This window comes from Shewanella marisflavi, from assembly GCF_002215585.1.
Classification (GTDB): Bacteria; Pseudomonadota; Gammaproteobacteria; order Enterobacterales; family Shewanellaceae; genus Shewanella; species Shewanella marisflavi.
Genome location: NZ_CP022272.1, coordinates 3,248,411 through 3,263,189 on the forward strand (window position 1 = coordinate 3,248,411; position 14,779 = coordinate 3,263,189).

The following is a 14,779-nucleotide window of genomic DNA, read 5'->3' on the forward strand; positions in this document are numbered from 1 at the left end:
CAGTGCACACGGCTATAATTGACGATTTGCGCGGCACTCGTTGCCCGTCGTTGTAACAGTTACCCAACTTGGATGATATCTATGGAGCAGACTCCGCAGTCGCAACTTAAATTGTTGCTTGCCAAAGGTAAAGAGCAAGGTTATTTAACCTATGCAGAAGTGAATGATCACTTGCCTGCAGATATGGTCGATTCAGATCAGATCGAAGATATTATCCAGATGATTAATGACATGGGTATTCGCGTCTATGAGCAGGCGCCGGATGCCGATGAGATCATGATGTCTGAAGACAGCACCGATGAAGATGCTGCCGAAGAAGCTGCCGCAGCACTGGCTACGGTTGAAGCTGAGCTAGGGCGTACCACAGATCCCGTACGTATGTACATGCGTGAAATGGGTACGGTTGAACTTCTGACCCGCGAAGGCGAAATCGTTATTGCCAAGCGAATTGAAGAAGGGATCAACACGGTTCAAGCCTCTGTAGCCGAATATCCTCAAGCGATCGCCATGATCCTTGAGCAATATGATCGCTATGAAGCTGAAGAAGTCAGACTATCAGACATTATCTCTGGATTTGTTGACCCCAACGCTGAAGATGTTGCCCCAACGGCCACTCACATCGGCTCGGAACTTTCGGATGATGATCTCGACGACGAAGACGATGACGAAGACGAAGATGACGATAGCGATGAAGACGATTCGCCAAAGGGACCGGATCCAGAAGAGGCGCGAGAGCGTTTCACTCAGCTACGCCAGGCCCATGAAAACGCCCTGAAAGTGATTGAGCAGAAAGGACGCGAGCACCCTGAATCGACCGCAGCCCTATTCCAGATTGGTGAAATCTTCAAAGAGTTCCGCCTGGTACCCAAGCAGTTTGACCGCTTAGTTAAGAGCATGCGTGAAATGATGGATAAGGTGCGTGTTCAAGAGCGTCTCATCATGAAGCTATGTGTTGAACAAGCTAAGATGCCAAAGAAAAACTTCGTTAAGGTTTACACCACTAACGAAAGCAGCATCGAATGGTTCAACGACGAGATCGCGGCCAAGAAGCCTTATTCTGAAGGCCTGCAGATGGTGGCAGAAGATGTACAACGCTGCCGTGCTAAACTCGATGCTATCGAGAATGAAACCGGTCTGGCAATTGCGGCTATTAAAGATATCAACCGTCGTATGTCTATCGGTGAAGCCAAGGCTCGCCGCGCTAAGAAAGAGATGGTTGAAGCTAACCTGCGTCTGGTTATTTCTATCGCCAAGAAGTACACCAACCGTGGTCTGCAATTCCTGGATCTGATCCAGGAAGGTAACATCGGTCTGATGAAGGCGGTGGATAAGTTTGAATACCGTCGTGGTTACAAGTTCTCGACCTATGCGACTTGGTGGATCCGTCAGGCGATCACGCGTTCGATTGCCGACCAGGCTAGAACCATTCGTATTCCGGTTCATATGATCGAAACCATCAACAAACTTAACCGTATCTCTCGTCAGATGCTGCAAGAGATGGGGCGCGAGCCTTCACCTGAAGAGCTGGCCGAACGTATGTTGATGCCGGAAGACAAGATTCGCAAGGTGCTAAAGATTGCCAAAGAGCCTATCTCAATGGAAACCCCTATCGGCGATGATGAAGATTCGCATTTAGGTGATTTTATCGAGGATACCACCCTCGAGCTGCCATTAGACAGCGCTACAGGTGAGAGTCTGAAGAATGCGACCCACGAAGTGCTTGCCGGCCTAACGGCTCGCGAAGCTAAAGTACTGCGTATGCGTTTCGGTATCGACATGAACACAGACCATACCCTAGAGGAAGTGGGCAAGCAGTTCGATGTGACCCGTGAGCGTATTCGTCAGATTGAAGCTAAGGCACTGCGTAAGTTACGTCATCCTTCTCGCTCAGAGATCCTTAAGTCTTTCTTGGATGAATAAGCCAGATTGACCTGAGTTCTTTCTCGATGAAAGCCAGCCCTAGGGCTGGCTTTTCTATTTTTCAACCAACAGCGAAAGCTGATTGAACAACAGATAAGCAGTTGAATTCAAAGTTTAGAATTCTTGCCAAATCAGTGGTGACAAGCGCTTTTAAACCTCGTATACTTCTTTGCGCTTTCGATAGTGACGACTATCCTAAGTCGGCCCCTTAGCTCAGTTGGTTAGAGCACACGACTCATAATCGTTAGGTCCACAGTTCAAGTCTGTGAGGGGCCACCAAATTAAAAACAATCTAGCCCATTAATTTAATGGGCTTTTTTGTATCTGTTATTCAGCTGACGCTCTTCTCACCTTTCGTGAACCTAGGAACGATCGCACATATATCGCACTTATTAATGCAAACGTGTGCAAAACAAGCGGCAAAACTAAGTCTACTGCTTTCCGGGCTGAAATCAAATGACACAGTGCCCCCTCCACCTAGCTCAACAATTTTTAGCAAACAAAAAAGCGCTCAACTAACGTTGAACGCTCTTTAAGAACAGTTTAATCTCGACATGCTACAAGTGTTGACCAATCAAACGATAGCGGTTTAGCTGACTCTCGACACCGTTTGTTCAGTTCAGTAACAACATGCTCTTTGTAGTGGCATAGCGAATTTGGCCACCTGGTGAGAGGTGATAAACCCACCTTAGATACAATACAGGTGAACCAATGACTAACCAAGAAACCTAACTTTAGCCCTGAATTCAGTCCAGAAGCAGCTCAGCTTGTCGTAGACCCAAAGCACTACGTTGCAGGTATTTACACAGAGAGTTGCCCGGACAAATAGTCATCAGCTGACATCGCCGCTAGGCCAGTTATATTCCGGTAAACCACCGCAACAACCAGACCAGAGCCAAAAACTCCAAAGCAGAACCTCACACGTTTGGGTAATCCCGGAGCCACATCAACAACCAGCAGCCCTTCCCGCAGACACAGTTAATTGCCGCCAGCCCCTATCAAGACTGTCCAGATTAAAGCTTGTATTTTAACAATTGCGTAAATGACCATCATGATTTTTTCGCATGCAATTCATATCGTTGACCACCTAGTGCTTGACTAGAGGTAATCGTTGTCTACAACATTCCTATACCTATAACCGCTAGTAGATGTCCAGGCGTAGCTATGGCGTAATGGCAATTCAATCCTACTTTTAAATAGAAATGAAAAACAATTGTTAAGTAAACTAGAGTCTTGACATGTGTTTTTATACAGTATTTAATAGTGACTAAGGACATAAAGGACACGCGCTCTGTGGTTTCACAGAGCAAAATTTAACTTTCGGGCACCCGGCGGAAACGCTTTGCTCAAATTTTATTGGTGGTTCTAATATGACCTTTACAAATATTTCTATCCCTAAAATACAAGCCGAACAAGAATCTCTCCAAAAGATAAAAGCACATTTTTACAAATTACGTGTTCCGCTTAACCCTAGTTCGGTTAAGACGGTCGTCGAAATGATAAACGCCCATCTTGGAGACGAACTTTGGATACCCGCCCATACCTACAATGATGTAGTTTCTCACGTCGTAAACACTGTCATTGAAGACCTCTGCACTCAGTATCTAGGATATTGGTAAATCAAATTATCTGACAAAATTCGTTAGTTGACGATCAGGCTCTCAACTAGCGATTACTCATGTTCCAAAATTTTTTAATTTATCCAGAGGTGAGTTATGCAAACAACTGCAAAAAGTAAGATTGAAGAAATAGCGACACATACTAGCCCAAAATTTATACGATTGGCCGAGGAATTTGTTCACGGAAGAGTACTAGCAAAGGACGCACGGGAAAAGTTAGGAGTAACCCAAGCCGTATGGTCCCGGCTTATACATTCTCTTTGGCCAACTGTAAACAAAGGCTCTCAAGAAGAAATTAACACGGCATACTTGAAATGTTGCGAAGAGCTTAACGTATACGTCAACAAATATTTTCACGCATCCATAAAGCCGCTACCCAAAAGCGATCGTAGAAACACAAACAGTCGATGGGTCTTTAGCTTCACCACAAAGCAAAAAATATCAGAGTGTACGGACTTCCTAAATGGGATACCAACCTTTCTGATTAAAGATGTAAAAGTAGACTCACGTTACTGTTTAAGGGGTAGTCAAAACGAACACCTTACTGCTGCTGGTATTCTTAATAAAATAAGACAGCAACATATGGATATTGAGCGGGTTGAAAGTAGAGCTAAAACATTGAAAAAGGATGGTTTTGAACCTCTAAAGGGTGCATTTTTGTTTAAATCGACGAGCAAGGCACTTTATATCCAGTCTGAGTATAGAGGTGTTAAAACCAGCTTTATGGACCTGCAACATGAAAAAAAATTTATTGAGAATAACTTTGTGAAATTTAACTCTATAGGGCAGATAAAAGTGTTAGTTCTGCTAGAGATAATATTTACCAACACCACAATGATGCCCTTTGTGATAAATGACAGGAGTATATTGAAAAATGATAACGGAAATCCAATAGAGCTCGACCTCTTATCTCAATTTTTTGAACACCCGACGCTTAATCACAAAGTGCGTCTCGCTGTCGAATACGATGGCAGCAAACATCACGAAAAACATGATAGCTTGAAAAATGAGTATTGCAGCGACTTCTCTAACAAAATATTGCTACTACGCATCTCTAACAAAGAGGATAATATTGACTTTCATCATTTATTAAGATTAGTAAGAGAAGGGCTTATTAAACTCGGTTTCCCCAAGGGCACATTCCCGCAAAATCAAAAAAAACTATATAAAGAGTATAAAGATCGACTCAGTTCACTCACCGAGCGCATGGAGAAAGAGTTATTTTATTCAGTTAGTAAAGCTCTTGAAGCTTTTAGAGATCACACATGGATAAACAAACCCCAAAATAAGAAACTTAGTGACAGCGAAACAATTAAACTTAAGTGCGATAAAACTGGCAAGGTAGCTGAACGAGAACCAAAATTTTATCTACGCACTCGAGGCAGCCAAAAAAGAATGGGCTTATGTGAAAATTGCAATGCTAAAGAATTGGGGAGTCTTCATAAGCGTAGAATGAAATCGAAGAGAGACAAAATCCAAAAACAATCTAAAGAGAACCTGAGCTCAATTGACTCTAGAACTATGAGGTGTAACCATTGCCTAAAAGAGTTTAAATTTAGAAACCTAGATGAACAACGATCTCACGTTTCGCTGGGGGCACCTTATTGTATTTACTGTTATGACACCGGTTCCATCCCACATGAAAACCTTGAAAAAAAAAGGCTTAATGATATACACAAAGCGATACACACAATCTTCAACCTCACCTTACACACTCTAAAAAAGAATGGGTGGAAAATTGACTTCTCCTCTCTAAAACAACCAAGAAGCAATTTTAATCTCAACGAGCTATTAGTTAATGTCCACCATCCAAAGAAGATGATAAGCGACACGATTGCATTGAAAGAACTTAACCAAAAAATGACTGACCATACATCTAAATATGGTCAATATTTACCAGAATTAAGCCCTTTAGATGGTGGAACTAACCTAAAGCTTCGTAAAAATAGGCGTGAATTACTATCTGATGTTAGAGCAGTCTTACCTAATGCATTGCTTTTGCACACAAACTATTCAAAATCAGTAACAAAAAATGACCCGGGTTATTGGATCTGGTGCGGACATGTATTTGACAATGGCTTTCCACACCCTCCCATCTTCTTTAAAACACATCAATTGAAATCACTCACAAACTCAGACTGCCCGTGTATTTTTTGCGCATTTGAGGATTCTGGCTCTAAAAAATGTATGCCAACAGAATCTATCACGGCAAATTTGGGATTTTGGGCAGGAGTCTGCAACCAGATTAACGTACCTATTGAATACTACTCACCAGCAAAAATATTAAACCCAAAAACTGGAGATGCTATTTTGCCATTACTGGAAGGACAGCAAGCAAAAATGGTAGATACAGGCATTATGAATTCAAATGGAAGAGCTTCGCATACCTACCTATGTGCCGACAAGAGACATCACGACAAGCCAAGAACAACCACGCCAGGCAATATTAAACGCTACAATAGAAAATTTTGTAAACGATGCTTTGAACTCTGTAAGCACCTCAAAAATAATTGGACAGAGCTATTAATTAACTCTCGACCTGCTAATAATGAAGAAATCAAATTCGTGCTAAACACCGTCTGCCTACCAGTTGAAAATGGTTGCAAATTTGATGAATTAGGTGGTTTCAAACTTAATGAGCGCACATTAAACAGATTATTCAACTGGCGCGCATGGGATTAAGAGAAGCAGTTCAAGTTTGAAGTAGTCTTCATTCAATAGCAATAATTGAATCACAACTAGTCCACCTGAAGACCTAACTGAAACTGTAAAATCATGGTAAATTTTAGTTGACCACTACAAATAAAAAAATCGTAATGACCAAATTGACCATTCAAATAAAACTAGGCGTTAACTGGCACGATGCTGCTACCCTGAGCTTTGAGCAAGATCAAATGTCTTTGAAATATCTTGAGCCATACGCCCTCGAGCATTTTGGTTGCGACGACAACCGCGCGCTTTCAGTAAACCTGCCTGTCACTGTCTTCCCCTATCACACTACGACAAAGAAACCGTTTAGATTCATTGATGACATTGTCCTCAGTGGAGCTGGCAAACGGTTCTGGATAGCAAATGGTTTATCAAAAGGATCCTCCACCTACAACACGCTTCATCAATTTACTTGTGGACCAATTGGCAATATCCGAGTAAAAGAAGCCTGCGCCTCAACATGTGCAGATCCCCTATTGTGCGAAACCTCATTTACTGTTGATGATGTAGTAAATAAAGGATGGGACCTCCTCGATTATGCTAAAAAGCTCGGTATAGACGTTAGAAGCGCTACTGGTGCCGGCGGCGAGGCACCAAAGTATCTCCTCAGCAAACAGGGGCAACTAGTCTGGTTAAGTTCTTTTGGCACAATTAAAGCGGCAAACAGCGAGCACTACCTAGTTAAGTTCCCAAGAGGAAAACAATCAGCAATCGACTCAGACATTCTAAGAGCTGAATTTCACTATTATCACGAACTGGAAGCCTTGGGATTTAATACCATCGCTACAAAAGGAATGATGTTACTGGAGGGCCCGAAATGCCCTTCTCTTTGGCTCCCTCGCTTCGATGTTGTGACGGCAGATGATGGCGGCGTAACTCAACGAGCGATCGAGTCGGTGTATTCAGTTCTGCAAAAGCCGCCAGGTTCTCTGCTGGACCATGAGGAAACCCTAAGAACGCTGATTCAGACAATTCAAAGCAGCTTCATGGTTCAAGAACAGGGTTATCAGTTTGACGTAGAGAACTTCGTCATAGAGTGGGTTAAAAGAGACCTCACGAACATCATTTTTGGAAACTCAGACAACCATGGGCGCAATATCTCTTTGGTGAGAAGCCAAGGAAAAATAATGCTCGCACCTATCTATGATTTTGCGCCAATGAAAGCCGACCCACAGGGCGTTGTTAGGACTATCACCTGGCATGCGAATATCGAGATCGGAGGCAACCTGAATTTCCTGAAAATTGCTGAAGCTCTAGATGACTTGGTACCGACCGACAGGCTATTAAACGAATTAGGTTGTTTGGCAGAGTCCTTACTGTCACTGAGGTCTAGGCTTGAAAAACGAGGTGTCCCTGCTGCGATACTCAACTACCCGTCCATCGGTCTAAATTTTATAGAAAAAAAATTGCAGGACCTCTGTTGAGTGAAACCAATCCGTTTACCATAAAAACACCAAAGCCTAAGGCAGGACCGAAATAAAAATGCAATGCTAAATACACAGAATTAAAAAAAAACCAGCTGTCGGTGTTACTTATCAATACGAGGGTTCGCGAGCCCTTGTAGATGATTCCTGTACCAAGGAGGTGGCTATCGTCTAGACATAGACACCCGACGATTGTTCCAAAGTGTTCATACCGTCATCATCCTACTGTTCCTCTTTTGGGTAAGAAGAACCGAAAAAAGACACCTTGAGTGTCTTTTTTTCGTTTTAGGCCACAGTTTACCTACCCGTAGAACTGTAGTGGCATAGTGAATTTGGCCACCTGAATAGACGAAGTGATAGACTAACTTCTGGAAAAAAGGTGGTAGAAATGAAGAACACAAGACCGACATTCAGTGCAGAGTTCAAATTAGAAGCTGCGCAGCTGGTAACGAAACAGGGATACAGCATAGCTGAGGCTGCAAGCGCGATGGGCGTGAGTAATTCAGCCATGCGTAAATGGGTAAACCAGCTTCGACAAGAGCAGCAAGGCATATCCCCCAAAGGCGCACCGCTCACCCCCGAACAACAGCGGATCCGTGAGCTGGAGAAGAAAATCCGCCGCATTGAAGAAGAGAACACCATTTTGAAAAAGGCTACGGCTCTCTTGATGTCAGACTCACTGAACAGTTCTCGTTAGTCGAGAAACTCAAGAAGAGCCATAGCGTAAAACGGATTTGTTCAGTATTTGGTATTCACCGCAGCAGTTACAAGTATTGGCGAGGCAGACCTACCACCATTGACTCGCAGCGGGTAAAACTGCACAGCTTGGTGCGGGAGGCTTATGAAGCCAGCAATGGGTCAGCGGGTGCCAGAACCCTGGCTGATATGGTGACGACTGCTGGCGTTAGGTTGACGCGCTATCGTGCCACAGGACTGATGAAGAAGCTGGGGCTAGTGAGCTGCCAGGTGCCGCAACATCGCTACAAAAAGGCAGACAAGGAGCATGTCGCCATCCCTAACCTCCTTGACCGCCAGTTTGCAGTGACGGCTCCCAATCAAGTGTGGTGTGGCGATGTGACCTATGTGTGGACAGGCAAACGATGGGCTTACCTTGCCGTTGTTCTGGACTTGTTTGCACGGAAACCGGTGGGGTGGGCGATGTCATTTTCGCCCGATAGTGCGCTAACAAGCAAGGCACTAACCATGGCCTTTGAGGCGCGAGGAAGGCCGAAAGACCTAATGTTCCATAGTGACCAAGGAAGCCACTATACCAGCCGCCGCTTCCGCCAACAGCTCTGGCGTTATCAGATTAAGCAGAGCATGAGTCGACGAGGAAACTGCTGGGACAACAGCCCGATGGAGCGCTTCTTTAGAAGCTTAAAAACAGAATGGATACCGATGACAGGCTATCGGGATATCGGTGAGGCTAAGAGTGAGATTTCGCGATATGTGACGGGGTATTACAGTCAGCTGAGACCACATCAATATAACGGTGGGCTGACACCCAATGAGTCAGAGCGAAGATACTGGCTTGAATACAAAACCGTGGCCAATTTTAGTTGACCACTACAGTGCCTACATCTATGTCCCCGGCCAGTACGACGACATCGACTTCAGAGGTGTCGGCGATAAAATCTTGGAATTCAATGTGTAAATCACTATAAAGCCTAATCTTCATTAGTTATCCAAACGGGCGCAATCGGAGCGTCTTCAGCTGGTTAGGATAGAATGACAATGATGTAAAATATCACAAAATCAGGAAGCCTAGGCATTCCACCGAGCTAGTGAAAAAACTTAACCTCTAGTGGTCAAGTCAAACTATCCCATCTATTTCAAAAAAATCAGGCAATGCCCCTAACTGCCGAGACAAATCTAACATACCAACGACATCAAATCGCGCTGTATCCATCAAATTAACAAAATGCCCTACAGCCTTTAAAGGGCTGTAGGGTAGAGCTATCAATTCCAGCTAAAATACCCCAATAAATGGCACTCTCTGATAGTACAGCCCAACGAACATCATCCCCATCTCGGCCAGCGCCGGGATAACCGGATTCTAGTCCCCGCCACTGATTACACCCAATCAACACTCAGCCTCGATGAGTTACTCATCCAATACCCTAGCTCCACGTCTATTGGGCAAGCCAGCGGCGACTCTATGGATGGTGTTGGTATCTTTGACAAAGACATTCTGGTCATAGACAGACGCCTATTCGTCTAAAATCGAGACGTGATTGTTTGAAACTACAATGAACCCTTTGCATGCAAGATAATCGACACAGTCAACCGGCAGCTAATCTCCGCCAACGACGAACACTCGAATCAACCCATATCGGCACTGGACAGTTTCAGCATTGAAGGCGTGGTGGCCAGCTCCATTCGCTGCTTGCAAAGGCCGCGAATCAGGGAGCCAATAACATAGATGGCCACACCGGTGTTTGTGTCATATCCACGGACGAACTGCGCCACAATATCCTCGAGCAAATGGACATTGAAGACGTATAGGGAGTCGGCAGGAGGATAGACAGACGATTAAAAGAAGAACTTCACATCCATAACGCTCTTGAACTATCTAAGCTTGCACCCGGGCTGGCTCGTCAGCAATTTAGTATTGAGCTAGAGCGAACGGTTCGGGAACTCAATGGAGTCCCGTGAAGAAATGGGATAAGACAAGGGCCGATAAGGAGCAGGTCTTTTCCGCCAGAAGCATCTTAGTTTATTTTTACCTAAAAATTGGTACTAATAGTACCAATTTCACAAAGAATACAAACCACAGCGCTTGTGTTGGTTAAAAAATGTGGCTACATTGGTACTATGAGTACTGAAAATAAAAGTAAAATAAACCAATTGCTGTCCATAGCACCTTCGGGGGTTGTGTTATCTTCCTCGTGGCTCGTAAATCAAGGGTACAGCCTTGATTTACAAAAACGCTATAAGAAAAGCAAGTGGTTTAAATCATTTGGCAGAGGCGCCTTGATACGTAATGAAGATACAGTTGATTATTTAGGCGGTATCCAAGCACTACAACATCAACTTAATTTATCTGTTCATCCAGCTGCAAAAACAGCCTTAATGCTGCAAGGTAAATCACACTATCTAGAGCTTTCCGCTCAAAAGGTACAATTGTTTTCTGCCTCATCTGAAACATTACCCACTTGGTTTAAAAACTATGACTGGGGAGTCAAAGTCGAAAGCAATGCATCATCATTTTTACCGCCAGATATAGGCATGGTGAAATATCAGCATAAATCATTTGAAATAAAAATATCTAGTCCTGTTCGTGCCATCATGGAATGCTTATATTTAGCACCCAATGAGCAGCCATTAATTGAAGTCTATGAGTTAATGGAAGGACTAAATAATATACGTCCAGTGACTGCCCAGAAGTTATTAGAAAGCTGCACTTCCGTTAAGGTAAAACGTTTATTTTTATACATGGCTGAAAAAGCAGGACATGAGTGGCTGAAATATATCAATCAAGACAAAATAGATCTCGGGAATGGAAAGCGGCAAATCGTCTCTGATGGCGTATATGTCCCACAATATCAAATAACTGTTCCAAAGGAACTGGAAAAACACGTATGACCGAAAAATATGCCCAGCAGGTTCGATTGCTTCTTGATGTTATGCCAGAAATAGCAAAAGAGAGATGTTTTTCATTACATGGTGGTACAGCGATCAACTTGTTTGTTTTAAACATGCCAAGGTTATCTGTTGATATTGACCTAACCTATGTTCACATTCAAGACAGGCAGAAAAGTATCGATGCGATAAATGGCGCATTACAACAAATATCAGCTAGGGTTATTGCGCTGCGCCCATCGTTACGAGTTGAGCATAAAGACAAAATTTGTAAGCTGTTGATTGAAGAGTATGGTGTACAAATTAAAGTTGAAGTAAATATGGTTGGGCGTGGTGTTATAGAGACTGCCGAAAATAAAATGCCATTGTGCGAATTGGCGCAAGAGAAATTTGACGTATTCTGCGCCATAAATGTTGTGCCGTTGGCGCAGCTGTATGGAGGAAAAATATGCGCAGCACTTGATAGGCAACATCCACGAGATCTTTTCGATGTATATTTACTGCTAAAAGAAAACAATTATTCCGATGAGATTAAGCGTGGCTTCATTTACTCTCTTGCTTGCAGTAACAGGCCAACTCATGAGATGTTAGACCCTAATTTAATTGATCAGCGTTCGACGTTTGACAATCAATTTAAGGGCATGTCTCCCATTGAGTTTACTTACGATGACTTTGAGAAAACAAGATTAGATTTAATTAAGACCATTAGAGAAAACTTGGATGATAATGATAAACGCTTTCTACTTAGTCTAAATAATCTAGAGCCAGATTGGTCAATATATAATTTCGAGCAATATCCATCAGTAAAGTGGAAACTATTAAACCTTAAAAAATTTAGAGATACTCGGCCAGATGATCATCAACTGCATATGAAGTTGCTTGAAAAAGTTCTTAATGTTCAAAACTAAGACAATAAAAAGTGGTGAACCACTAGAAAGCATCTCCATCATCAGAATAGTGGATTGGCTTGGTGAGACAGAGCTACTTGTAAAACCGCTTTAGTACTAAAGCCTCCTCATGGGTGGGCTGATAACAAATTTTCCACTAAAATTTATGTCTTAGCTTCTTGAATGTTCTGCCATCGGTATGGATCGATGCCGTGTGTATGCAGGAAATCTACATTCATTCGGCTTCAAAAATGGAGGTCATAGTTAGAAATGCTTTTAGTCAACAACGCCGCTTGGAGGAAGAGCAGGTATCAACGGCCATCAAAACCCTGACTTTTTCTGACTGACCTATCTCATCTATTTCAAAAAATCAGGCAGTGCCCCTAACTGCCGAGACAAATCTAGCATACCAACGGCATCAAATCGCGCTGTATCCATCAAATGGGCATAACGCTTGGTTGTCTCTATCTGCTGATGATTGAGCAGTTGACTCACCATATAAATGTTTCCAGTTTTCATCATTAGCTTAGAGGCAAAGTCATGACGTAGATCATACAGCCTAAATTTTTCTATGCCGGCATTTTTAAGTAACTTTGCCCATGACTTCTTTATCGTAGTTAATTGATTACTTGGATTAAATGGCGAAGGAAACAACCATGATTCAGACCTATTTTTAAAAGACTGTAACGCCTCAGAGTGTATATGGTGCTTACGCCACTCAATTAGGGTAGAGTAAGCCAGATCATTAAGAGGAATGAAGTTAGCGACACCCCGCTTATCCAACGTTTTTCTGATTCGAATAAAACGATTTTCAAGGTCCACATCCAACCAGCGGGAATTGAACAAAGTACCTGGCCTTATCCCTGTTTCTTTAAATAAAATAATAAATGGGGTCACATGATCAGCAAAATGACAATCTGTAAGTTGAGTCGGTACAGGTAACCGTCGCTTTTCCCGGTGCGCGATTGTTCGACACCTTTGCTCATGCTTCATCGTATTTCTTTGATTAATCGCATTATAAAGACGTACCTCTTCACTATCAGAAAGATATAGGATCACTTGATTATCCACCTTTATTTTAGGCAGTGAGTAAAGATCATGATCTTTAATCACCCCCTTTTCTTTTGCCAGCTGTATACATGCTCTTAAGGTACATATCACTTCTTTTAAAGTCGAAGGCTTCAAACTCCACAAGCTTTCACCAGCAGCTAATTGCCTATAGGATAATTTTAACTCCTTTGAGCGCATCCATTGCCGAACCTCTTCGGCTGTTATGTCAGTGATAGGGTTATCAAGATAGGGTGAGAAATGACGCTTTATGACATTAATTTTACACATCACCGTTTTCGGGTTTTCATACCTCTTAGTTTCTAAGTAATCAGAGTAAAGAAAAGTGCGTAAACTAACCTCAGCCTCATTATTTGGAATAACCCTCTTTTGCTTTTCGAGTAACTTAACCCCTAAACAATTTCCTGACTTAAGCTGAATAGCTGCTTTGACTAGCAAACTAATATTGTTACTCGACAACTCACCTATCTTGATCGTCTTCAATTTTGCAGTTAAGGCATCTCGATATCTTAGATAAACTACACCAAGCTTTGAGTTGTCAATTGGCTGAAGCCTTGCTTTAGACAAAACCAATTGAGCTTTGTAAATCCGAATGGATAGGCCTTTCACCTCCGAACAGTTAAGCGCTAAATACTTAGCGTGTCCTTGCCACCAAAGCTCAAGGTTATTGTGAAAATCAGAAATAGTGCTTTTAGAAACAAAACGCTCAAGAAAAGTACTAAACTCTTCCACTTGTCGGGTCTTCTTACCGCTATCACTGTAAAGTAAGTGCCCTGTGTAGCAAAAAAATTGCTTAATAAGTTTATTTGAAAAGGGGATACATAAGTTGCTGTTCATATGAATGCTCTCTAATTTCACAGAAATTTGATCGCACACCTGTCGCACAAAAAACATAATAAAAATGCAAAATAGTGCAAAAAAACAAATTTAACACAAACAGTATATCTATATATATCAACAACATAACATGACACACTATTAGGCTACTGGAACTCATAATCGTTAGGTCCACAGTTCAAGTCTGTGAGGGGCCACCAATTTAAAACAAAAAAGCCTGCATCCTATGCAGGCTTTTTTGTTTCTCATTTTGCCACTCTTTTTTAATCCGGCCCCTTAGCACTCTTCTCCGGCTGTAACATAGACTTCAACAGCTCAGATTGGCGTTTCAACATCAGCTGATTATTCACTCTCGCCTGGGTGATCACCCCATTTATCGGCTTGTGAATAAAATCAACGCCCCCTAACTCAAAACCGCGCATCTCCTGCTCCTCATCGTGATGGGCCGAAACAAACACTACGGCAATTCCTTGAGTATTGGGATCGGCTTTTAAGCGCTGGCACACCTCAAAGCCCGACATTCCGGGCATCTCAATATCTAACAGAATCAGATCCGGCTTAAAGCTTTGGCACAGGCTTAACGCCTCCTCGCCATTTAAGGCTGTGGCAATTTCATTGGTCTGGCTCAGCAGCTGCCGTAAAATGATGATATTAACCTGCATATCATCGACGATCAGTATGCGTCCCTTTCGAGAAAAAACTAATGGATACAAATCATTATTTAACGCCATCG

At 42.7% G+C, this 14,779-nt stretch carries 9 protein-coding genes, 1 tRNA gene and 1 pseudogene; 8 read left to right on the plus strand and 3 right to left on the minus strand.

What is annotated here, in order from left to right:
- The first annotated feature begins 81 nt into the window (after window positions 1–81).
- The 5 genes from rpoD to CFF01_RS14455 all read left to right on the plus strand — a co-directional run bounded on the left by rpoD (window position 82) and on the right by CFF01_RS14455 (window position 9,235).
- Complete coding sequence (rpoD, locus tag CFF01_RS14430; RefSeq protein ID WP_198387050.1) at window positions 82–1,920, plus strand: RNA polymerase sigma factor RpoD; 1,839 nt, start codon at window positions 82–84, stop codon at window positions 1,918–1,920.
- Window positions 1,921–2,122: 202 nt separating this feature from the next.
- A tRNA-Ile gene (locus tag CFF01_RS14435) sits at window positions 2,123–2,199 on the plus strand.
- Between the two features lie 1,436 nt (window positions 2,200–3,635).
- A complete protein-coding gene (locus CFF01_RS14445; RefSeq protein WP_088905249.1) occupies window positions 3,636–6,221 on the plus strand; it encodes a hypothetical protein in 2,586 nt (861 codons plus the stop codon).
- 134 nt (window positions 6,222–6,355) lie between these two features.
- On the plus strand, window positions 6,356–7,672 hold the full coding sequence (locus CFF01_RS14450; RefSeq protein ID WP_198387052.1) for a type II toxin-antitoxin system HipA family toxin: 1,317 nt from the start codon (window positions 6,356–6,358) through the stop codon (window positions 7,670–7,672).
- A 388-nt stretch (window positions 7,673–8,060) separates the two neighbouring features.
- Window positions 8,061–9,235 (plus strand): IS3 family transposase gene (locus CFF01_RS14455; RefSeq protein ID WP_088903906.1). Its coding sequence is split into 2 segments (ribosomal slippage): window positions 8,061–8,319 and window positions 8,319–9,235, totalling 1,176 coding nucleotides; the frame shifts between segments, so codons are not numbered across the junction.
- On the opposite strand, the gene CFF01_RS19385 is transcribed toward CFF01_RS14455, so the two are convergent.
- A complete protein-coding gene (locus CFF01_RS19385) occupies window positions 9,228–9,350 on the minus strand; it encodes a hypothetical protein (protein WP_269768259.1) in 123 nt (40 codons plus the stop codon). The genes CFF01_RS14455 and CFF01_RS19385 overlap by 8 nt on opposite strands.
- Window positions 9,351–9,690: 340 nt before the next feature.
- On the opposite strand from CFF01_RS19385, the pseudogene CFF01_RS19330 reads away from it, so the two are divergent.
- The 3 genes and pseudogenes from CFF01_RS19330 (at window position 9,691) to CFF01_RS14470 (ending at window position 12,162) form a co-directional block, all read left to right on the plus strand.
- A pseudogene (locus CFF01_RS19330) lies at window positions 9,691–10,094 on the plus strand (LexA family protein).
- A gap of 392 nt (window positions 10,095–10,486) precedes the next feature.
- Complete coding sequence (locus CFF01_RS14465; protein ID WP_088905967.1) at window positions 10,487–11,257, plus strand: type IV toxin-antitoxin system AbiEi family antitoxin; 771 nt, start codon at window positions 10,487–10,489, stop codon at window positions 11,255–11,257.
- On the plus strand, window positions 11,254–12,162 hold the full coding sequence (locus CFF01_RS14470) for a nucleotidyl transferase AbiEii/AbiGii toxin family protein (RefSeq protein WP_088905250.1): 909 nt from the start codon (window positions 11,254–11,256) through the stop codon (window positions 12,160–12,162). Before CFF01_RS14465 ends, CFF01_RS14470 begins: the two co-directional genes overlap by 4 nt.
- 336 nt (window positions 12,163–12,498) lie before the next feature.
- On the opposite strand, the gene CFF01_RS14475 is transcribed toward CFF01_RS14470, so the two are convergent.
- Window positions 12,499–14,046 carry a tyrosine-type recombinase/integrase gene (locus CFF01_RS14475; protein WP_088905251.1) on the minus strand — a complete coding sequence of 516 codons (1,548 nt, stop codon included), beginning with the start codon at window positions 14,044–14,046 and terminating at the stop codon, window positions 12,499–12,501.
- 263 nt (window positions 14,047–14,309) lie between these two features.
- Complete coding sequence (locus CFF01_RS14480; protein WP_088905252.1) at window positions 14,310–14,777, minus strand: response regulator; 468 nt, start codon at window positions 14,775–14,777, stop codon at window positions 14,310–14,312.
- Window positions 14,778–14,779 lie beyond the last annotated feature (2 nt).